Origin of the sequence: Streptomyces sp. NPDC001270 (assembly GCF_042896695.1) — a bacterium.
In the GTDB taxonomy this organism is placed as follows: domain Bacteria; phylum Actinomycetota; class Actinomycetes; order Streptomycetales; family Streptomycetaceae; genus Streptomyces.
Genome location: NZ_JBIAXM010000033.1, coordinates 82,865 through 104,337, shown reverse-complemented (window position 1 = coordinate 104,337; position 21,473 = coordinate 82,865). Strand labels below are relative to the sequence as shown.

General features: G+C 70.2%; 12 protein-coding genes and 1 pseudogene. 7 read left to right on the top strand and 6 right to left on the bottom strand.

Annotated elements, in window-relative coordinates:
• Window positions 1-140 precede the first annotated feature (140 nt).
• On the top strand, window positions 141-1,595 hold the full coding sequence (locus tag ACFY2B_RS37460) for a carboxylesterase/lipase family protein (protein WP_390767516.1): 1,455 nt from the start codon (window positions 141-143) through the stop codon (window positions 1,593-1,595).
• Between the two features lie 243 nt (window positions 1,596-1,838).
• On the opposite strand, the gene ACFY2B_RS37455 is transcribed toward ACFY2B_RS37460, so the two are convergent.
• A complete protein-coding gene (locus ACFY2B_RS37455; protein ID WP_390767515.1) occupies window positions 1,839-2,579 on the bottom strand; it encodes an SDR family oxidoreductase in 741 nt (246 codons plus the stop codon).
• Between the two features lie 168 nt (window positions 2,580-2,747).
• Window positions 2,748-3,692 (bottom strand): NADP-dependent oxidoreductase, encoded by a 945-nt coding sequence (locus tag ACFY2B_RS37450; RefSeq protein WP_390767514.1) that lies wholly within the window; start codon window positions 3,690-3,692, stop codon window positions 2,748-2,750.
• An 83-nt stretch (window positions 3,693-3,775) separates the two neighbouring features.
• On the opposite strand from ACFY2B_RS37450, the gene ACFY2B_RS37445 reads away from it, so the two are divergent.
• Entirely contained in the window at window positions 3,776-4,345 is a 570-nt protein-coding gene (locus tag ACFY2B_RS37445; RefSeq protein ID WP_390767513.1) for a TetR/AcrR family transcriptional regulator, read from the top strand.
• Between the two features lie 306 nt (window positions 4,346-4,651).
• On the top strand, window positions 4,652-6,832 hold the full coding sequence (locus tag ACFY2B_RS37440) for a SpoIIE family protein phosphatase (protein WP_390767512.1): 2,181 nt from the start codon (window positions 4,652-4,654) through the stop codon (window positions 6,830-6,832).
• 33 nt (window positions 6,833-6,865) lie between these two features.
• Here the strand turns inward: ACFY2B_RS37440 and ACFY2B_RS37435 are convergent, their stop codons facing one another.
• The 3 genes from ACFY2B_RS37435 to ACFY2B_RS37425 form a co-directional block, all read right to left on the bottom strand.
• Window positions 6,866-8,050 (bottom strand): type III polyketide synthase, encoded by a 1,185-nt coding sequence (locus tag ACFY2B_RS37435; RefSeq protein ID WP_390767511.1) that lies wholly within the window; start codon window positions 8,048-8,050, stop codon window positions 6,866-6,868.
• Window positions 8,051-8,600: 550 nt separating this feature from the next.
• A complete protein-coding gene (locus ACFY2B_RS37430) occupies window positions 8,601-11,492 on the bottom strand; it encodes a CHAT domain-containing protein (RefSeq protein WP_390767510.1) in 2,892 nt (963 codons plus the stop codon).
• 216 nt (window positions 11,493-11,708) lie between these two features.
• Complete coding sequence (locus ACFY2B_RS37425) at window positions 11,709-12,602, bottom strand: LysR family transcriptional regulator (protein WP_390767509.1); 894 nt, start codon at window positions 12,600-12,602, stop codon at window positions 11,709-11,711.
• A 92-nt stretch (window positions 12,603-12,694) separates the two neighbouring features.
• On the opposite strand from ACFY2B_RS37425, the pseudogene ACFY2B_RS37420 reads away from it, so the two are divergent.
• The 3 genes and pseudogenes from ACFY2B_RS37420 to ACFY2B_RS37410 form a co-directional block, all read left to right on the top strand.
• A pseudogene (locus ACFY2B_RS37420) lies at window positions 12,695-13,003 on the top strand (alcohol dehydrogenase catalytic domain-containing protein); the annotation flags it as partial.
• A gap of 227 nt (window positions 13,004-13,230) precedes the next feature.
• Window positions 13,231-15,810 carry a DUF6185 family protein gene (locus ACFY2B_RS37415; protein ID WP_390767508.1) on the top strand — a complete coding sequence of 860 codons (2,580 nt, stop codon included), beginning with the start codon at window positions 13,231-13,233 and terminating at the stop codon, window positions 15,808-15,810.
• Between the two features lie 429 nt (window positions 15,811-16,239).
• Window positions 16,240-16,794, top strand: coding sequence for an AAA family ATPase (locus tag ACFY2B_RS37410; RefSeq protein ID WP_390767507.1), 555 nt, complete (start codon window positions 16,240-16,242; stop codon window positions 16,792-16,794).
• A 243-nt stretch (window positions 16,795-17,037) separates the two neighbouring features.
• On the opposite strand, the gene ACFY2B_RS37405 is transcribed toward ACFY2B_RS37410, so the two are convergent.
• Entirely contained in the window at window positions 17,038-17,979 is a 942-nt protein-coding gene (locus tag ACFY2B_RS37405) for a class I SAM-dependent methyltransferase (protein WP_390767506.1), read from the bottom strand.
• Window positions 17,980-18,471: 492 nt separating this feature from the next.
• Here ACFY2B_RS37405 and ACFY2B_RS37400 point away from each other — a divergent pair, with 492 nt between their 5' ends.
• Window positions 18,472-21,432, top strand: coding sequence for a BTAD domain-containing putative transcriptional regulator (locus ACFY2B_RS37400; protein WP_390767505.1), 2,961 nt, complete (start codon window positions 18,472-18,474; stop codon window positions 21,430-21,432).
• The last annotated feature ends 41 nt before the right edge of the window (window positions 21,433-21,473 follow it).

The following is a 21,473-nucleotide window of genomic DNA, read 5'->3' as shown; positions in this document are numbered from 1 at the left end:
GACGGGCCTCGTCCATCTCCTCAGGTGTCACACCCGATACAAGATCACACGCTACCGATCACACGGAAATTGAGCTACCTAACGAAGCCCTACTAGAAATATGTCATCGAGATCGGGACGAGAGAGAGCAGGTGAGCACGATGGCCGGTATCGAGCACACGGTCGTGGAGACCGACCGGGGCAAGGTCAGGGGAATCACGGAGGGCGGGGCGGTCTCCTTCCGGGGAATCCCCTACGCCGCGTCGCCAGTCGGTGAGCTGCGGTTCACGCCACCGCAGGCGCACCCGGGCTGGACGGAGGTGCGGGAAGCGGTGCAGGCCGGCCCCTCCGTCCCGCAGGCGGCATCCCGGCTGGAGCGGGTGCAGGGACGGCGCGTGCCGGACTGGAACGAGGACGGCAGCCTGACCGTCAACGTCTTCGCCCCGCGCCGGGCGCGTGAGGACGGCGCGGCCCGCCCGGTCCTGGTCTGGTGGCACGGCGGCGGCTTCACCAGCGGCTCCGGGGGCTGGGACTGGTACGACGGCGGCCGCCTCGCCGCCCGCGGAGACATCGTCGTCGTCACCGCCAACTACCGTGTGGGACCCCTGGGTTACCTCTATCTGCCGGAGATCGGTGCGGCCAACCTCGGCCCGCAGGACCAGGCCGCCGTTCTGCGCTGGGTGCAGAACAACATCGCCTCCTTCGGCGGCGACCCGCGCACGGTCGCCGTCGGCGGGCAGTCCGCCGGAGCGTACTCGGCTCTGTCGCTCGCGCTCGACCCCGAGACGAACGGGTCCATCACCCGGGTGCTGCTGCAGAGCGGCCCCTTCGGCCTGAAGCCGCAGGACCCGCACCAAGCCGCCGAGAACGCCGACGCCTACCTGCGCCTGCTGGGTGTCCCGGCCGGTGCTGATCCGGCGAAGGTCCTGCGCGCCCTGTCGGCCGAGCAGTTGCTGGACGCCTACGGCCGGCTCTCCGCACAGCTCGCGGCTCCGGGCGACGCCGCCCCGCCGATGTATCCGGTCCTCGGCGCCCCCGGCATGCCCCGTACCCGGCAACAGGCCCTCGCCGAGGGCGCCTTGGAGGGCAAGCCGCTGCTGATCGGCACCACCCGTGACGAGGCGACGGCGTTCTTTGCCTTCGACCCCCGCATCCAGACCCTCACCGATGCCGCCGCCCTGGACGTGCTCACCGCCCAGGTCGGCCGGCAGGCCGCCCAGGACGTCTACCAGCAGCACTCCGCCCAGTTCCCGCAGGCGACGCCGGCGCAGATCTTCACCGCGGTGCAGACCGACGGCCTCTTCCGCGACGGCTCGCTGGAGATCGCCGACCAGCACGCGGCCGGCGGCAACACCACCTACGTCTACCAGTTCGACCACGCCCCCGCCGAGGACCGCTACGCCCTGGGCGCCACCCACTGCGCCGAACTTCCCTTCCTCTTCGGCACCTTCGACGCCTATCCCGACAGCCCCGTCCTCGTCGGGGCCGGCGACACCCAGCGTGCCCTGGGCCGCGAATTCGCCGCCCTCCTCGCCGAGTTCGTCACCGCAGGAACGGCCGGTGACTGGCTGCCCTATGCCCCCGCAACCGCCGCCCGCATCCGCCACTTCGGCTGAGAGACGAGACTGTCATGAAACACGCCGGCGCCCCGCGGACGCGGTGGACTTCAGTCGGGCGACGCCGCATTCGATGTCTGAACTCGCTCGTGTTCCCGGTCATGACGAACCGGGCGCCCGCAGCAGCATCGCGCACCATTCCCGGTCGAGCGCCGGCACACGCGTGGTACTGGACCTTGCCCGTGCCGGCGGGTCGGGGTGCTGCGCCGGGTCCGCGACCAGGGTCTTCGTTGGTGTTGGGTGTCAGAGCTGAGTGCCACCGCCGTCCACGGCGAGTTCGGTGCCGGTGGTGTAAGTGGCGTCAAACGCGAGAAAAAGCGCCGCCTTGGTCACTTCGGACGGGATCCCCAGTCGCAGCATGGGAATCTGCGCGACAAGCGCCTTCGTCTGCTCGTCCGACTGCGGGAGCATTGACTCGTCCATGATCCGGGTGTCGATCGGGCCGGGGCTGACCGCGTTGACACGGATTTTCCGCGGGAGAAGTTCACGGGCCAGGCTGCGGGTCATCGAGCGCAGGGCCGCCTTGCTGGCCGCGTACGCGCTGAGCAACGGCAGGCCCAGCACGTTGACGGCCGAGGTCGTGAGCACCACCCCGCTGCCCTCTGCCAGCAGCGGGGCGAGCTTCTGCACGGTGAAGTACGGTCCCTTGGCGTTAATGGTCAGCAGTTGGTCGTACAACTCCTCACTCGTTGCCTCGAACGGTGCGGAGCCGGTGACACCGGCATTGGCGAACAGGGCGTCGACCACGCCGAACTCGGCCTTTACCCGGTCAGCCAGCGCATCGATGTGAGGCAGTGACGCAGTGTCGCTGCGGACCGCGATCGCGTTCTCGCCGAGTTGCTCACGGGCGGCACTCAGCTTGTCCTGGTCGCGCCCGGTGATCAGCACGCGCGCGCCTTCGTCCACGAGTGACCGGGCGGTGGTCAGGCCCAAGCCACTGCTGCCTCCTGTGATCACGACCTTCTTGCCCTCGTACTTGCCCATCTCTGACATCTCCTGACTGTGGAACAAACATGATGGTTCTCGCCCCGGCGGGTCCCCTTGGCCGGACGGCGTCGAGTACGACGCGCGCGCTGCCGACAGGTCCCGCCGAAGAAGGCGGCGAACGTGTTGCGGGCGCTCGCTCCCGGTGGGTGGAGCGTGGCGCGGTGTTCAGTGCAGACCTGGCCGCAGCGTGACCACGACCTTGCCGTGGACGTGACGTCCGGCTTGCAGTGTCACGGCATCGCGGATCTCCTCGATCGGGAAGGTCGCGGCGATCGGTACGGTGATCGCGCCGGCGAGGATCGCGTTGCTGATCCGCTCCATGGCGTCCGGGCTCGCGTCGAAGCCACCGGTCGTGCGGACGCCGCCGGGAGGACGGGGACCCGCGGCGATCGTGGAGATCCGCTCAGGCGGCACGCCGAGCGCGAGCGCGGCCTCGGCCGTCTCGATGCCGAACAGGTCGGCCGCCGCGGTCACGCCCTCCGGAGCCAGGGCCCGTACCCGGTCTGCCAGTCCGGGGCCGTAGGCCACGGGCTCGGCACCGAGCCGGCGCAGGAACTCGAACGTGCCCTGCGCGGCGGTCCCGATCACCCTGGCGCCGGCGAGCTGCGCGAGCTGTACGGCGAACACGCCCACGCCGCCCGCGGCGCCGCCGACCAGGACGGTGTCGCCGGACCGCAGGTCGATCGCCGCCAACGCGGCGGCGGCGGTCATGCCGGCCACCGGGAGCGTGGCCGCCACCCCGTCGCTGATGCCCTCCGGCGTGCGCCAGAGTGGCTCGGTCGCCTCAGTGGGCGTCTTGACCACCACGAAATCGGCAGCAGCCCTCCCCTGCGCGCCACCGTAGACACGGTCACCTACGGCGAAACCCGTGGCCGAGGCGCCGACCTCGTCGACGACCCCGGCGAAGTCGTACCCGAAGCCGGACGGCACGCCGATGCCGAACTGGGCCGCGACCTCGGGCTGCGAGGCAATGACCCAGTCCATGGGATTCAGCCCGGCGGCCGTGACACGGACACGGACCTCGCCCGGCCCGGCATGGGGTTCCGGAACCTCCCGCAGCTCCAGCACTTCGGGACCACCGAACGTCTCGTAGACAACAGCCCGGCTCATGAGTACTCCCAGCAGACAACGTGACGGGACTTGGTCCTATCACCATACATGAGCGACGGCACCAAGTCCCGTAGGATGTCCCCATGGCCCGCTGGCAACCCCACGCACCCGAGCGACTGCTTGTCGCTGCCCTTGAACTGTTCGAGGAACGGGGCTACGAGAACACGACAGTCATCGAGATCACAGAGCGCGCCGGGCTGACGAAGAGCACCTTCTTCCGGCACTTCCCGGACAAGCGAGAGGTGCTCTTCGGCGGGGGCACGATGAGGGGACTGCTCGTCGACGGGATCGACACGGCACCGGCCGGGGCCGACCCCCTCGAAGCAGTGGCGCACGCTCTGGACGCGATCGGCAGGGAAGCCTTCACCTCCGATCGTCGCGAATTCAGCGCCCGGAGGTCAGCAGTGATCGCCGCCAACCCGGAACTGCGTGAACGCGAGGCGCTGAAGGAACTCGACCTCATCGCGTCGATGATCGACGCGCTCAAGCGCCGCGGCGTACCCGACCTGACCGCACGCGTAGCCGCCGAACTGGGCGCGCTCGCCTGGAACATCGCCTACGAGCGCTGGAGGGACACGGCCAACCGCGACGACTTCACTGAACTCGCGCGGCGGACACTCACCGAAGTGCAAGCGGCCAGCGCCTTGTGCTGACGGCGGGCTCTCGGCACAGACGCGCTCCCGCCGTCCGCATCCGCGGCCCGACTGAATTTCTGGCAAATCTTCCGCGGATCCCGCCAGCCCCAACCGCATGACCGTCACCACCAGGGCCGTCCTCACCCTGGAGAGGCAACGCCGAAAATGCTCACTGCCTGTATTTCTTTACTCACATTTTCCCCTTCGGTGGGCAGGGAATTTGTGTTACTCATGAGATGTGCGGTGCGGGATCTCGTGGCCTGACCGCACGGACTCGGGAATGTCTTCCGGCATGTGTCGGAGCCAGCGAGCTGGGTGAGCTGCATGGACCCCACACCCTCCTCTTCCTCTGCTTCACCGTTCGACATGGTCAGCGGCGCCCTGGCGGATTACATCCCGAGGGCGGCGGGAACGACGGCGGCCCCTGGTCCTGCCGCTGCGCCGGGCGGGCACCACACCCGTCGGCCCTCGGGTGCCGACCGGGAGACCGGAGGCCGGGAACAGATCCTCGGGGCGGTCATCCTCGACCGGGATCTGAGGATCACCAGCTGCAATCTGGACGCTGCCCCCTTCGCGGGGGTGAGTGTCGCACCGGGGGACACATTCGCGGAGCTGCTACCACCCGAGGACGTACCGACGGTGATGAGGAGATTGCAAAGGGTCATCGAAACACGGGAGGCGCATGTCGCCCGGGTCCAGCGCCTGCGGCGGGACGACGGGACAGAACTGGTGGTCTCGATGAGCATCCTCCCGGCCGCACCACCGCAGGAAGGTCTCACGGTCTCGCTGATCGCCATGGCCAAGCGGCTGCACCTGTACGCTGCCGCGACCGCGATCGGAACGTCATTGGACATCGGGGAGACCGCGCAGTCCCTGGCCCAGTCCCTGCTGGCATGGGGAGACGTAGCCGCCGTCGACCTCGATTACGCCGTGTGGACGGGCGAGGCGGTCACCGAGCAGGCACAGGACCGCATCCGGCTGCGCCGGGCGGCTCTGGTCCCGGACCGGGCCTGGCCCGAGGGATACCTGACTCCCGGGGACAACCTCCCCCGCGAGGCGAGCCGCCTGCTGGCCGGTGCGGTCATGCGCGACGACGTGCCGCAGGCCATCGTCATTCCCGACCGTGAGGCGATCGAGCGGGCACTCGACGATCCGCGGTTGGTGCGCGCCTTGGTACCCGGCGACCGGCCGGTGAGTGTTGCCTGCATACCGCTGGTCGTGGAAGGCCCGGAAGGCGCGCCAGGGCCCATCGTGCTGGGCATGACGGAGATCTGGCGACGGCCGGATCGCCTCTTCCGCGATGGTGAGCTGCTCGACCTGCAGGAACTTGTGGCCAAGACCGCCCGCCACGTGGACCTGGCCCGCCAGCATCAGCGTGAGCACGCCCAGGTCCTGGCACTGCAGCGCCGGCTGCTGCCACGGGCCGGCAGCGACACCATCGAGGTCGCCAGCGTCTACGAGCCCACCACCCCCGACAGCGCGGGCGTCGGCGGTGACTGGGTGAACAGCTTTCCGCTGCCGGGTGACCGTACCGCGCTGGTGGTCGGTGATGTCGTAGGGCACGGCCTCGGTGCCGCGGCGGCCATGGGCCAGTTGAGCGTGGAGGCCCGCGCGCTCCTGTCGGCGGGGATGGACCCCGGGGAGGTACTGGAGCGTCTGGACGAGACGGTCACTCTCCTGGACGACACGGACGCGGGACTGGCGGCCGGATACAGCGCGCTGGGCTCAACGTGCTGCATCGCGGTCTACGATCCGGTCGACCACCGGGTGGTGATGTCCAATGCCGGCCACCTTCCCCCCATCCTCATCCGTCCCGACGGGTCGGCCGACACGCTCGCGGCACCACCGCATCCGGGTCTGGGAGCCGTGTTCGCTGTGCGGGAGCCGTTCGATGTGCACGAGTTCGCCGCGCCACCCGGCTCGCTTCTCGTCCTGTACACCGACGGCCTGGTGGAGGATCCGGCGGCCTCGATCGACGACGGCATCGGCCGACTGACGGACGCGGTGCGCGAGGTGCATCCGTGGGACGATCTGCAGCAGGCCGCGCGTCGCGTGGTCGCCGGCCTGGCCCCGCAGGGACGCCTGCGTGACGACGTGACCCTGCTGCTCGCCCGTATGGCCGGCCGTCGCAGCCGGGACACCGCTACCTGGCACCTGCCCGCCCGCGACGACACCGCCGCCCGCGCCCGCGTCCTGGCCTCCTCCCTCCTGCGGCGATGGCACACCGGCGACCAGGCCCGGGGCACGGTGCTGCTGGTGATCAGCGAACTGGTCACCAACGCCGTCCGGTTCGGCACCGGGCCCATCACGGTGCGGCTGGTGCGGTCCGGGAGCCACCTGTCGTGCGAGGTCGGCGACACGGGCCATGGCCGACCGCACCTGCGCCGCGGTGAGCTGCTCGACGACAGCGGGCGGGGTCTGCACGTCGTCCATAAGCTCACCACACGCTGGGGAGTTCGGTGGACCAACACCGGAAAAACCGTCTGGGCGGAACTGGAGGCATAGCCCCCGTACCGGTATGAGGGCGGCGGGCTGCGGCTACAGCCACTCCCCCTCCAGGGCCGTGGCCGTCAGCCCGGGCGCGGCCGCGTACAGCACCGTGCGACTGCCCGGCTTCTGGCCGGCGTCGTGTGCGCGTCGCAGGATGTCGAACACGGCGGCACCACCGCGGTTGCCCGTGGTGTAGCTGTCCCGGCTGTAGGCCAGAAGGCCCGCCGGCCACCCTTCGGGCATCGTCTGTTCCATGTACTCCAGCACTCGCGTTCCACCGGGATGCGCGAGCAGCAGATCGGGGTGCCACGCGTGCGGGTCGTCCTGGTGGCGCACGCGCAACCACTTCCACATCGCCGCGACCGTCTCCTGTACCGCACGCGGCCCACGGCGGTCCATCACGAAATGCGTGCCGTCGTCCTGAGTGTCCAGCCGGTGCAGGTCCGTGGTGCCGGGCAGGGTGTGGTGCCAGACCGCGTCCAGCCGCAGGACCGACTCCGCTCTGGGGCGGCCCGTCACCACCACGGCGACGGCGGTATCCGCGAACAGCAGCCGCACGATCAGTGATTCCAGTGTGTCGTCGGCGGGCTGGTAGGTGGTACTCAGCGCCTCCGCTATCACCACCAGCACCACCCGGTCGGGGTCCGCGGAGACCAGATCGGCTGCCAGCGCCAGCGATCGGGTGCCGGCGATGCAGGCCCACTGGGTGGCCGGGAGCAGCAGTACGTCGCTCCGCAGCGGAAGCCGGTTGAGCAGGGACAGGTCCAGGCCCGGCAGGGCCGGGGTGGTGGAGTGACTGGTAATCAGACAGTCGACGTCGGCGGTGTCCAGTCCGGCGGTCCGAAGGGCCCGGCGGGCTGCGCTCTCCCCGTATGTCTGCACGGCCGCCCAGGCGGACGCGGTGCGCTCCTGGATGGTCTGCGGCGCCGGTATCGCCTCCAGCACCGCGATCGCGCGGTTGACCTCCTGGTCGGTGAACCCGCCGCGGGCCAGCGCCGCACGGGCCGGACCTGCGCCCGGAGTTCGCAGGCCGCTCCCGCCACTGGGCGCTGTGGCTGTCTCCAGCGGCAGCATCCACCCGCGGGAGTCGATCCCCGTACTCGCGGCGATGCCGTCGATCCGCGGCAGCCACGGCGCCTGCGGATGCCGGCTTCGCACCTCCGCCAGGATCTGGCCGGTCTCCACGACGTGTTCGCCGTGCACCACTACCGGAGGACACAAGTAGGCGCCCACAGTACGCACCTCTCTCCGGAAGCCCAGGCGTGACGCGAAGTGTCTGAAACCTGCCTGATGCAGCAGACCGAAGTCAAGATGCCGTCATCGCACTTTACTTCGCACTCAGCCACCCTTGGGCTGTATCACGAACGAACGCCGTCATGCGGACTGTGTCCGAGAGTAATGCGGTTGGCATGCTTGCTGATCAGTCCGGGGGCGTGCGACTGCCCAGCCCAGACCGTTGTCCGCCGGTGCTGCGGCACCGCGGAGCACCTTGGGGCCCACGGTGAGTGTGCTGGTGCCGACGGGGCCTCACCTCCCGTGCAATTCATATGATTACGGGCAAAGAGCCGAATGAAGGGCATGGCTTCTGCGCGAGCAGAGGGGGCCGGCCGCTTCTTCGAGGAGATGGCCGTCGCCGTCGCCTTCCTGAACGCCGACCTGCCGGCGCATCTCCACGAGCATGAATCGTCGTTCCCGTGCTCCGTCCCGCCGGCACATCCGGGATGCGTCAGGGGCCCACCGGCCCCCGCTGCCGACGACGCTTGCGAGAACCGCCAGCCGGGTGTCAAGCACCGAGATGGATATAGGCGCCCCACAGGGAAGGGTTGGCCGGGTAGGCGGCGCGCAGGGTATGGACCGCGTGGTGCAGGGCCGACGCAGCGCCGACCCCCTGGCCCAGCGAGGTGTAGAACTCGCGAGCGAGGTTATAGGTGGCAAAGTCAGAAATGGACCACATTGCGGCGATCACCCGTGGGAAGCCCGCCTGGTGGAATGCGGTGGCAAGGTGCAGGTTCTCGTCGGGGAGAGCGATGTGGCCGCGGCCGGTACTGCAGCCGGACAGGAAGGCGAGTTCGGCCCCGGAGGTGTGCAGTGCGGTGATGTCCCGGGTCGTCAATGGTCGGTCATGCAGCCGCAGGCAGATGTCATCGGTTCGGATACGGCTGTGGCTTCCATGACAGGCGAAGTGCACACGTGTGGCGTGGCCCAGAGCGTCCAGAACTCGCGCGTGCCCGGCCGCTTCGTTCAGCAGCACCCGATGGCCGGGGAACAGGGAGGACAGCATCTCGGCCTCGGCTCTGGCGCCGGGCAGGGACATCTGCCCCGGAGTGTGTTCCATGGCCACCGTCAGCAGCTCGGGGTCCGGGCGCCGCGCACGCGCCGCTCGTTGATTACGCAGCAGAGCGGTGACCGTCGGCGTGTACGACGAGATGACTCGGTCCAGTACGGCCGGTCCCCCAGCCGTGCCGAAGTGGCCGGCCGCGTGCAGGGGCAGAGCGCTCAAGGTGAACGTGGGGCACCACCAGATGCGTCCCAGCGGGCGGCCGGGCGCGGGTGCGCCGATTCCCAGGGCATCGAGGACAGGTGCGGCGATCGCGTCCCAGAGCCAGGCCAGCCCCGCGCGGAACCGTTCCTCGCCCTCAAGCCGGTCGGCGAGTGTCGCCTCGGGGTGGTGGATCTGGTCCGGGGCCTCGGACAGGACCGGCATCCACTCTGCCACGGCATCCGGGGTGACGTCTGGCAGGGGCAGCACATCGAGTCCGTCACGGGTGAGAAGGAGTGCGTCGGTGCGGTAGGCCGAGTTGTTCAGTACCACTACCGGGCCGTGCGCGCCGCTGCGCAGCAACTCCTCGGGCACGGTGGGTGCAACGGGAATGTGCGACAGGGTCGACAGCACTCCGCGTCCGCGTTCCAGGAGTTCCAAGGCCGCTGCGGGTTCGCCGGTGTTGAGCGCACAGGCGGCAGCCAGGGGTGCGATCCCCGTGTGTCTCAGGAGTTGGTGTTCCTGGTCCTGACCGCCGAGGCCGTCGACAAGTTGCGGCAGGAGACCTACGCCGTGCGCCAGGTAACGCGCCGCGAGAACCCACTCGCCGTGGACGGCGTAGTGGCGCCCGGCGTCCCAGGCGATGTTCAGCCGGATGGGAACGGAAGCAGTCGCGGAGGCCAACGCCTGGTCCGTGCAATCGGCTATCTCCTCTCCGTCCGCGTCCCCACTTCCCGGACGACTGGCCAGGAGCACGATCAACGTCCATAGATGTGCGGCGTGGTCCACATGGCCCTTGCCTGCGGCCTCCACGGCTTCGCGTGCCACGGCGATCGCTTCCTCAAGCGCGTTCGTATCGCCGCGTTCGGTGTGGAGCAACTGAAGTACGCCGCACAAGTTGTGCATCAGCGGCAGGCGGTCTCCCTCCGGTCCGGGAACGGCGTGGGCCGCGCGGGCACGAGTGACTGCCTCATCGAGGTCAGCGGGGTCCCCGCCCTGCTCGTATCGCAACTGGAGCCCCCTGCTGAGCAGATAATTCGCGGCGAGCCGAGATTCGGCGCGCGAGTCGGCGACACGCAGCGCTTCCCTGCCCAAGGCGATCGCTTCCGCCAGGTCGGTGAGGACGGAGACAGAGGGAGCGGCGGCGAGGGCATCGCTCCGCGGACCGTCGAGGGCTTCCTCTGCCCGTAGCCGCGTCACATCGTCCTCGGCCGGATGGAACAAGGCGTAGCGGTCCATATGTAAATGGCCGAGCCTGGTCAGAAGTTCGGAACGCTCAGCGTCAGTGACCGGCAGGGCGGCCCGCGCGTGTTCCATCACGGACATGGCCTCGTCCAGAAAACGACGGTCGTGCCTTGCCGCGAATACCGCCTCCAGTATCGAGCCGAGGAGCACCAGTGCTGAGCCACGGCGCGGTGCGTCGTGCGGCATCACCCAGACAGTCGCCCGGGCCCGGCCAAGTGCCACGATGAGAGCGCTGAGGTCACCCTTCGTCTCGTAACGCTTCATCAGCGACGCGATCCGACGGTTCCGGTAATCGTCGTGTCCATGAGCTTCCGGACCAAGAGCCGCAACGGCCTGGCGGCTGTGCAGGAGCGCCTCTTCTTCGGCTGCCGGCGTAGGTATCGCCGCGTGCAGGGCAGTGAGCGCGCGGCTGAGGGTGGCATGAACAGCGGGGCGTTCCGGGCTGGTGGCAGGGGACGCGGCAAGCATGGCCTGGAGCGTGACGATTGCCGGCAGATAGGCGTCCGGTTCCTGTGCCTGGCCCGCGTGGACGGCCAGGTCCTCAGCCGCCTCCAGCCAGCCCGGAAGGTCGTCGCGCAGTCCCGGGTCGTCCAGTTGGAGGGCTTCGTGCAGGCTCTCCGGTACCGCGTCGGAATGCACGGCATGAACGGGTACGAGCAGGGCGAGCGCGGACAGGCGGTCGCGGGTGTACCGCGGGTCGTACTCGGCGCGCCGGAAAGCGGCCCAGTGAGCCCAGCGGTACCAGTGCAACCAGCCCGCCGTTACCTGGGCGGGGATGAACACATCCGGATCGGCACCGCGTGGTGCGAAGGCGCTGCGCATCGTCGCGGTGAGCAGTCGACGAACCTCGGCCAGTGCGGCTTCTTCCATGATGAATTCGAGACTGCCCGTGCTGGTGTAGCGCTCGATCCGGCGTCGGACCATGAGAAGTTCGGCATCGATGATCCCCATGAACTGCCCACCCCCTTCCCAGGATGACGGATAGGTTGTGCCGACCGGAGCATGCCACCTCGACTCCACTTGAAGTTCGGCCTCCCGGCAACCCGTAGGCGTGGCGTCGTCGCCGAGCGAAGCCCGTCAGGGACGTTCTTCGGTTGTGATCAAGCCTCGGGTGGGTGCCGGTCCGGTGGGACTGTGGTGTGGCCCGTGCGCGACCGGAGGCGGTCCCTAGCCGGCCGGGGTGATCGCCCGGACGACGGCCGAGAGCCCCCCGCCCGGGTGGCCGGGAAGCCGTGCCACGAGGATCCGGCGGACCTCCGGGGGAACACCGTCGACGCGCAGCAGGCGCACGCCGTGCGGCAGCACCGCGGACATCGCGGACGGGACGGTGGTCACGCCGAAACCACCCGCGACCAACCGCAGTTTCGTCAGCCAGTCGCTGGTGGTGTGGGCGATGCGGGGCCGTCCGGGCAGTGCGGGCCAGACGCCTAGCAGGGGTTCGGATCTCGTTGACGGGGTGTCGATCCAGGGGACGTCGACGAGTTCGTCGACGCGCACGCGGTCGCGGCCGGCGAACATGCCGGTGGCCGACGCCGCTACGAGCAGTTCGACGTCCTCGACGGTTTCGACGTGCAGCCGGGGCGACTCGCCGTCCGACAGCCGGTGCGGCGGGCGGGAGGCCAGCACGGCGACGTCGATCGAGCCTGCCCGCAGCGCCCGGATCAGGCCGGGCGTGGTCCCCTCACGCGTCGTGACCGTGATGTGCGGGCCTGCCTCCGCGAGCCGCGTGAGCACCGCGGGCAGGAACACCGACCCGGCGCTGGGGAACATGCCCAGCCGCACCAGTTCCGTTCGTGGCGCGGAGCCGGTCAGCTCGTGCTCCGCCGCCTCGACCGAGTCCAGGATCGTGCGTGCGTGCCGCAGCAGGGTCAGTCCGGCTGGGGTGAGCTGCACCCCGTCGAAGCGGCGCTCGAACAGCACGGCACCCGCGCTCCGTTCGAGCGCCGCCGCCTGGCGTGAGACCGCCGACTGGGTGTAGCCGAGCCGGGCGGCCGCCGCGGTGAAGCTCCCCGACTCGGCGACCTGCCGCAGTACCCGGAGAGCCGTACTGGAGAAGTCCATGCGCACTACGCATACCACAGACGCCAGATCTCCGCTTGGCGCGGAACCCCCGCCCTTCTAGTCTCGCCACGTACGAACAAGGAGGTCAGCAGATGCGAGCAGCAGTCCTGACGCGGTTCGGTGCTCCGCTCACCGTGCAGGAGACACCCGATCCCGGGGCGAGCGGCGGAGAGGTGGTGGTCGAGGTCCTCGCGACCTGCATCCTCCCCTACGCCGGAGAGGTCTTCAGCGGCCGGCGGAACTACCCGCTCGAACCACCGGTGATCCCGGGTCTCGGCGGCGTGGGACGGATCGTCGGCATCGCCCCCGACGCCACCCGGCTGCGCGTCGGCGACCTGGTGTGGTGCGACAGCACGGTCCGCTCCCGCGACGACGCGCTGACCCCCGACATCACGCTCCGCGACGCGATCAACACCGCCGTCGAGCACGCCGCCGCGCATGCCGGACCGTTCGACCGCACCGTCCTCACCCCGTCCGCCGGCTGACACCCCCGTCCAGGTCCCCACGGCCCTGCCCCGGACCGCTCCTTGCCGGAATCAGCGCGTCCGGGGTATAGGTCTGTGGTCCAGGCGGTGCGAGATGGGTGGGGGGCTCATTGGGGCGGGGGCTGCGGCGCCTTCTCTTTCTGTTGTTCACGACGGCGCTGCTGTGCATGGTGCCCGGCACGTCCGCTCAAGCGGCGGACGACGAATGCCGCACCGAACAGTTGAAGTCGGCGCGCATCACCGCGTCGGTGCGTTTCAAGCACGAGGGCGAGGACTACACCAAGGCCGAGGGGCGCCTCACGGTGAAGGCACCCAAGTCCTGGAGCCGGGCAGCAGATCTGCTGCTGAACGGGGACACCGAACGGTACCGGACGGCCATGCGGTGTCTGCTGCGTTATCCCGACGACCCCTTTCCGTACCGGGACACGGAGGGACGTACCGAGCCGCCGAAGGTGACCGTCGGGACGAAGTGGGTGACGGTCGACCAGCGTGTCACGACGTGGGTCGTCAGTCTGCAGACCCGTGACTTCGGTCCCTGGCGCCTCACCCTGGGCAACCGGTTGTGGCACCTGGAGCTGATACGTGTGCCCGCCCTGGACGGGGCCTGGTGGCAGGAGGTCACCGTCGATCTGGGCGGGCGGGCTGCCCGGAGCGTTTCCCCGGCGCCGGACACGGGTGCCACCACCAGGCTGACCTGGACCAGGGAGAAAGCGGGCAAGCCTCCCGCGGTATCGGTCACCCTGCAACCGCCGGCGGCCAAGGCATCGGCGGCACGGTGGAGCGAGGACCCCTGGTATCTCTTCGATTCGCTGGCCTGGCTTCCGCTGGACGGAGTGTTCCTTGCCCTGCTCCTGGTCACGGTGCGCACGGTGCGGCGCGCGCCAGCCTCCACGCCACGCACCGACGCCGAAACACACACAGCCCGCAATCTGCTGGTCATCAGCTGGCTGGTGTTCGTAGTCACCGTCGTCCGGTACTTCGACGACGGGCTGCTGAGCCACTTCGCCGGCCAGGGCACGGCTTTGTTCTGGACGGACCGGCACCGCACAGCCGTCCACTTAGGACTGACCCTCCTCACCGGGCTGGCGCTGTGCGCCTTCGGCAGGCCGGGACGGACCGCCGTCGTCCTCGTCATCGCCGCCACCGGATACGTGACCGCTGTGGCGTGCCGCCCCGAGTGGTTCGCGCTGCCCGCCCAGCTGTGGCTCGACTGGGAGAATTCCCCGGCGGAGGTGCGGTGGTTCCGGGAGAACTGGGCCATGGTCCCGTTCGCCGGGGCCTGCGCGTGCCTGGTCTTCGTCTGGCTGGTGGGTGCCACGGCCTCCCTGCTGCGACTGTGGCGCTCCGCCGATGCCCCGGCGCCCGGAAGGCTGCGGGGCCGCTTCCCGCACGGTCTGCTGGTCGGGCTGGTCCTCGTATCGGTGGCGGTGTCCGCGGTGAGCGTGTGGACCGCGCAAAACCTGTGGGAGCACCAGAGCTGGCTCAGCAGGCGCAACGTGCACGAGGTCTACGGCCTGTGGCACGTGGCGACCCTGTTCAACGACATACGATGGTTCCCCTCCGACTGGCTGGACTGGTTCCACGGAACCTACTTCTGGTGGTGGGGCCCGTCCCTGGCGATCCTGGCCGTCCTGCGCGCCCGCGACAAGGCAGCCGTCCCGGCGGCCGCCCTCCCCTCACCGGCGGAACTGTGGACCCTGAAAGTGTTCTTCGTCGTCTGCGTGGCGCCTTTCGCCGGCTGGTACGCCGGCGTTCCCCTGCCCCTGCTGCCCCTGCTGGCGCTCTGGCTCACCCTGACCGGCCTGCTCGCCCTCGGCACCCGGCGCGCGGTCCTGTACCGGAAGCTGCTCCCCGGCCACCGGCTGCACGAGGTGGCCAAGGAGTCCGGCCGACGGCGACTGCTCAAGGCGGCGCGGCGCCACCGTGAGCTGCACGCCCAGCTGCGCCGGCTGGAGCAGGGCCAGCAGGACGCAGACCGCGCCCAGTTGGAGCACGAGCTGGACCGGCTGCACCGGCTGCCGCACCCCTCCCCGCCGCCCGGCCTGCCGCACACCTGGATACGGCTGCCGCCCTCCATCGGTCCGGTGGAGCTCGCCCTGGCCTGGGGGCCGCGGACCACCTGGTGGGGCAATGCCTGCCGGGCGGCGTACTTCGCCGCGCTGATCTCGGCGCCTGCGGTCGCCATACTGACCTGGGCCGAACAAGTCCGCGGCGTTCGCTGGACCGACAAGTTCGTGCAGCGCTTCGGATTCGTCGAAACGGTCACGGCTGCGATCTCCAACGAACTCCTCTGGGTGGGCGCCGGCTTCACGCTGGGTGCACTGTGGCGTGTGCTGCCCGGCCGGCGCGGGCCCGCGCGCGCGTCCGGGCTGGCCCTCGCCTACGCGGCTCCGGTGCTCGTGCAGTGGACCGGCGGCTGGATCGTCGGCCAGCCCCTCGGCACCTGGCCGCTCGACCTCAGCCTCACGCTGCTCGTCCTCACCCTGACCGGAGTCGCGATGGACATCGACACCTTCCGTGGGGAGAAGCACTACTGGCCCACCAGGGCAAGCATGCTGTTGTCCGTGTACCAGTGGCGGACTGCCTCGGTCCAGGTGGCGTTCCTCATCGGCCAGATCGTGGCACTGGTGACCATCTGGCAGCAGCTGAAGGGGAACGACCCGATGATCCTGATCGAGCGGAGTCCCAGTGAAAGCACGGGAGGCGACGGCTCCGGAAACTGACGCGTAGTGCCCCAACGTGGCGATCGACGCCGGCGTGAGGCTCGTACGCTCGCGCCTTGTCGCGGAAGCTGCTCTCGCGGACCAGGTACACACCGGTCGGCCGGCCGTCATGGGCACCCGTTACGAACTGACGCCCCAGACGGCGGGGTCCAGTGTTCACAAGTGCCGTGCCGCATCCAAGTCCGAGGTCTGCTGACGGAACAGCAGACCAGCGGTGACGGCCTGGGCGCCTTGCGCCGCCGCTCGTGGATCTCCTCGTACCGGACCCAGACCCGGACCCGGCTTGGGGCGTTTCTCTTGAATGTGTGGTGCGGCGATGTCACCACCCGGCCACCGGTCCGCGCGCCCGGACCCTGGTAGCCGGCGTCGGCGGGAGGGTCGATCGATATCCGATCGCGTGAGCCGGAGGCGAGCTGGCACGCTGCCCCCATGGATCATGCGGAAGTGCTCCTCATCGGCGGGCGGGCCGGGGTCGGCAAGACGACGGTGGGGTGGGAGGTTTCGGCGTTGTTGCGGGCCGCGATGGTCTCTCACGCGGTCATCGACGGTGACTTCATGGGCCAGGTGCATCCGGCTCCGCAGGGGGATCCGGACCGCTCGGAGATCACCGAGAGCAATCTCACCGCGGTGTGGGCCAACTTCGCCCGACGCGGCTACCACCGGCTGATTTATACGAACACGCTCAGTGTGCTGCCCGAGGCGACCGGCATGTTCCAGCGGGCCGTGGGGGCGCAGGCGCGGATCGTACGGGTCCTTCTCACCGCCTCCGACAGCACTGCCCGTGAGCGGCTGGTGCGCCGGGAGCTCGGCTCGGAGCTGGAACAGGAACTGGCAGGCAGTGCCCGCAAGGCGCGGTTGCTGGACCAGGGCGTCCCCGCGGAGACGGTGCGGGTGGTGACGGATGGGAGGGCTGTCGTGGACATCGCGCGCGAAGTCGTCGTCGCCACCGGCTGGTCGGGGCCGCATTCCCCGCTCAGGCCGTGACGGCGCCGGCCCGCCGGTCCGGAGGGGACCACGGCCACCGTTGGTCATCGGTGTGTGAAGACTGAACACCAGGCGGTGGCCGCAGGCCGCAGTTCGGCTCCTGCCCGTCGGCAGTAGACGTATCGAGGCGTGGATGCGCTGCGTCGCGGGGTCGCTCCTCCCGGGTGGAACCGCGACGCGACGCCGCGCACGCGAGTTCGTGATCGGACCGCCGTCCGGCCAGTCTGACGGAGTCCTGGGCAGTCAGCTCCTGGCGGCACGCGCGTTGCGTATGGCCCGCGTGACGACCGGCGGCAACACGTCGATGGCGACCCGGCGGACCCGGCTTCCGCGGCGGGACGCGGCCCGGGCGGGCGGGGCCGCGGGAGCAGGCGTCGGCGCAGTTGCCGGTTCCGGGGTCCGGGACGCCGACTCGGCGGCCCGCTCCGCATGCCGGGAGAGCGGGAACGCGGGCGCCGGCATCTTCTTGGACTTCAGGCGGATGATCCGGTGCCCGGCGGCCTGCTGGACGCTCAGGTGGCAGTCGGTCCGCTCCTGCGCCATGGCCAGCAGTTCCTCCTGGACCTGCTCCGGATCGTCCCAGGTGCCGTAGAGCTTCTGTGTGCTCAGGCAGACGGGCCGCAGACCCCGGTTGAGCACGGCCTCCCAGGTGGCTATGGAAACGCCCGGCGTGTGCTCGGAGCGGAAGTCGTCGAGGACCACGATGCCCCCGGGCAGCAGCAGGTCCCGGGCCGCGCCTATGTCGGCACGCACGTGCTCGTACAGGTGGGAGGCGTCGATGTGCACGAACCGGCAGGAACCGCTTTCCACCTCGCCGGGCACCAGGGAGCTGGGTCCCTGCAGCACGCGGGGGAGTTCGTCGTGGAAAGAGCGGTAGTTCTCCTCGAAGACACGCCTGGTCAGGGCGCTGTACGACTTGACCGACTCGGCCCGGTTGGCATCGTCCGGGGCATCGCCCTCGAAGAGGTCGCACACCGTGTACTTCTCCCCCGGCTGCCGGTGCCGGCCGGTGAAGATCGCGCTCTTGCCCATATAGACACCGACCTCCAGGAGGTCGCCGTGCATTCCGGCGGCCTCCTGCCTGGTGAGGAACCAGTCGAAGAGCGTCTGGTCGAGCACCGGGAACCAGCCGGGCACGTCGTCGAGACGATGCGGCAGCCGTGTTTCTTCCTGGATGGTGGCCATACGGGAGGCACTCCCTCACTACGGAGCCTGTGTCTTGTCTGCAGAAAGCCTGTGGCGCAAGGCACTACAGTGCTCACCCCGAGAGGCAGTCCGAAACCCACGAAAAAACCAACGGTCGTTGAACTTTCGGCCACCCCACCCGCCTCGCAGCCGGGTACGCGGCCACCTCGGCAACGGACGGCGGCACCCGGACCACGCACATCCGCGACGCCGCGGACCCCGCAAGGCCACAAGGCCGCAAGGCCGCAAGGCCGCAAGGCCGCAAGGCCACCAGACGGCAGACCGCAGACCGCAGACCGCAGACCGCAGGAGTCCTCACACTTCCGACCGTGAGTTTCATACCTTCCGTACCGGTATGTCGCGCACGGCGCTCCAGGGCGAGGCGAACCTGCGCCTTAAAAGCTGTGCAAACAATATGCTCGGGTGCAGGCGTGCGCCCCGGGAAAGCGGGCGCCGGGTACACATATCGTCACAGTTGGTACGGGAGAGTCTGTGCGTACGCGTTTCGCCGTGCTCGGGCCGGTCAGGGCCTGGCGCGGCGGCACGGAGCTGGTCCTCGGACCGCCGAAGCAGCGCGCCCTGCTCGCACTGCTGCTGACCGAGGCGGGTCACCCGGTCACCGTCCACGAGATCGTCGACACGTTGTGGGGACAGGGCCCGCCGGACACGGCCGTCAACATAGTCCAGCGGCACATCGGTGCACTGCGCCGACTGCTGGAGCCCGATCTCCCGGCCGGCAGCGAGTCACGCCGACTGCTGCGCGGCTCGGGCGGCTACCGACTTGAGGTGGCAGCGGACGATCTCGACCTGCTGCGCTTCCGGGCCCTGCGGCAGCGGGCCGCTCAGGCCGCGGAACCGGCCACCGCCACCGAACTGCTGATCGAGGCGCTGGCGTTGTGGCGCGGGCCCGCGGCCTCCGGCATCGCCGCCGAAGTGCGGTCCCACCCGGCGTTCACCGCCCTCGACGACGAACACCTGGCCACCGTCAAGGAGGCCGCCGAACTCGCCCTGGAGGCAGGGCCCGGCCTCGGCGCGCGGGTGCTGGTGACCCTGCGGCAGGCCGCGGCGCAGCACTCGCTGGACGAAGCGCTCCAGGCCAGGCTGATCCTGATGCTCGCGGCCACCGGGCACCAGGCCGAGGCCCTGGAGGTCCACCGGACCGTACGCACTCGGCTCGCCGACGAACTCGGCGTACAACCAGGCCCCGAACTGCAGACCGCCATACAACGCGTCCTCGGCGGCACCCATGCCATGCGTGCCCCGGCAGCGGCCCGGAGCCCGGAATCCACCCGGACCACCGGGTCCGACGGGTCCGACGGGTCCGACGGGTCCGACGGGTCCGACGACGATTCGACACAGGCCCCCGGTACCGCACGGACGCGGGCAGAGGCACAGACCGGCGCCCACACCACGGTGCGTCCCGCCCAGCTACCCGCCGACCTGCCCGCCTTCACCGGCCGCCACGCCGACCTCGCCCGTATCCAGCGCCTGCTGCCCGCCCCCGGGAAACCGATACCGGCGGTGGTGATCAGCGCCATCGGCGGCATGGCCGGCGTCGGCAAGACGACGCTGGCGGTGCACTGGGCGCACAGCGTCGCCGACCGCTTCCCCGACGGGCAGCTCTACGTCAACCTGCGCGGCTTCCATCCCACCGGTTCGGTCATGAGCGCGGCCGAGGCGATACGGTCGTTCCTCGACGCGCTCGGGGTGCCCGCGCAGCGCATCCCCGCGGGCCTGGACGCCCAGGCGGCGCTCTACCGCAGCCTCCTCGCCGGGCGGCGCGTCCTCATCGTCCTGGACAACGCCCGGGACACCGAGCACGTCCGTCCGCTGCTGCCCGGAGGGCCCGGCTGCCTGGTCGTCGTCACCAGCCGCAACCAGCTCTACGGCCTGGTGGCCGGCGAGGGCGCGCACAGCCTCACGCTGGACGTGCTCAGCCATGAGGACTCCCGTGAGTTCCTGTGCCGCCGGCTCGGCGCCGAACGCGTCGCACGCGAACCCGACGCCGTCGCGCAGATCATCGCGCTCTGCGGGCGCCTCCCTCTGGCGCTGGCCGTCGTCAGCGCCCGTACCGCGGTCAATCCGGGCTTCCCGCTCGCCTCCATCGCCGCCGAACTGCGCGACAGTCGGGACAGCCTGGACGCGTTCGCCGGGGAGGCCCCTGCCGCCGACGCGCGCAGCGCGTTCTCCTGGTCGTACCAGCTCCTCACCGCCGAGGCCGCCCGTCTCTTCCGGCTGCTCTGCCTGCATCCGGGCCCTGACTGTTCCGCGGCCGCCGCCGCCAGTCTGGCCGGACAGCACACCGGCCACGTCCGGCCGCTGCTCGCGGAGCTGGTCCGCGCCCACCTGCTCTTCGAGCCCGTACCCGGCCGCTACGGCAGTCACGAACTGCTGCGCGCCTACGCCGGCGAGCTGAGCCGGGCAAAGGACAGCGCCCAGGAGCTGGAGGCGGCCCGCTGCCGCATACTCGACCACTACCTGCACACCGCGCACACGGCCGACCGCGTGCTCGCGCCGAGCCGGGACCGTATCGGGCTGCGCCCCCACCTGCCGGGAGTGACCGTCCCGCGCCTGCCCGACCAGGCTGCCGCGGCCGACTGGCTGGAGAGCAACCGCTCCGTCCTGCTCGCCGCGATCGAGCAGGACGCCCGGCACGGCAGCGGCGAGTACAGCTGGCAGTCGGCCGCGACCCTGGAGCTCTACCTGGACCGCAACGGGCGTTGGCAGGAGCAACTCGTCGCACAGACAGCGGCGTTGGGTGCGGCCCAGCGTCTGGGTCACATCCGTGGTCAGGCGCACGGGCACCGGGCGCTCGGCTTCGCGAGCGGCCGCCTCGAACGGTGGGACGAGGCCGACGCACATCTCGCGCGTGCCATGGAACTGTTCGGCGAGACCGGCGACCGGGCGGGCCACGGCGGGGCCCACCGCTACGCCGCCTTCCTCGCCAACCGGCGGGGACGGCACGAGGAAGCCCTCGGCCACTACGCGGAGGCAAGCGCCCTCTACCACGCGGCCGGACAGCACCACATCGCGGAGGGAAACATCGCCAACGAGGTCGGCTGGACGCACATCCTGACGGGCAAGTACCAAGACGCCCTGGACCAGTGCGGCCGGGCGCTCTCGGCCCACCAGCGGGCCGGCGACCGCAACGGCGAGGCCGCCGCCTGGGACAGCCTCGGCTACGCCCACCACCACCTGCACGAACATGTCCAGGCGCTCACGTGCTACGGGCATGCGCTGCGACTGTACCGGGAGATCCGCGACCACTATCTGGAAGCCGACACCCTGGTCCACATCGGCGACACCCACCACGCGGCCCGCGACGGCGCACGGGCCGGACTCGCCTGGCGGGAAGCGCTCGGCATCCTCACCAGGATCGACCATCCGGACGCCGTGCACGTCCGCGACCGGCTGCGGGACGTAGCAGCGCCCGGTCCGTCCCCGCACCGCTGACCACCGGCGTCACGGAGGCGGCTCCCGGCTGCGCGCTCCGC

Excerpts from the sequence above, each read along its gene's own strand:
- ACFY2B_RS37460 (WP_390767516.1), top strand. The coding sequence starts at position 141 with ATGGCCGGTATCGAGCACACGGTCGTGGAGACCGACCGGGGCAAGGTC.
- ACFY2B_RS37455 (WP_390767515.1), bottom strand. The coding sequence starts at position 2,579 with ATGGGCAAGTACGAGGGCAAGAAGGTCGTGATCACAGGAGGCAGCAGT.
- ACFY2B_RS37450 (WP_390767514.1), bottom strand. The coding sequence starts at position 3,692 with ATGAGCCGGGCTGTTGTCTACGAGACGTTCGGTGGTCCCGAAGTGCTG.
- ACFY2B_RS37445 (WP_390767513.1), top strand. The coding sequence starts at position 3,776 with ATGGCCCGCTGGCAACCCCACGCACCCGAGCGACTGCTTGTCGCTGCC.
- ACFY2B_RS37440 (WP_390767512.1), top strand. The coding sequence starts at position 4,652 with ATGGACCCCACACCCTCCTCTTCCTCTGCTTCACCGTTCGACATGGTC.
- ACFY2B_RS37430 (WP_390767510.1), bottom strand. The coding sequence starts at position 11,492 with ATGGGGATCATCGATGCCGAACTTCTCATGGTCCGACGCCGGATCGAG.
- ACFY2B_RS37425 (WP_390767509.1), bottom strand. The coding sequence starts at position 12,602 with ATGGACTTCTCCAGTACGGCTCTCCGGGTACTGCGGCAGGTCGCCGAG.
- ACFY2B_RS37410 (WP_390767507.1), top strand. The coding sequence starts at position 16,240 with ATGGATCATGCGGAAGTGCTCCTCATCGGCGGGCGGGCCGGGGTCGGC.
- ACFY2B_RS37405 (WP_390767506.1), bottom strand. The coding sequence starts at position 17,979 with ATGGCCACCATCCAGGAAGAAACACGGCTGCCGCATCGTCTCGACGAC.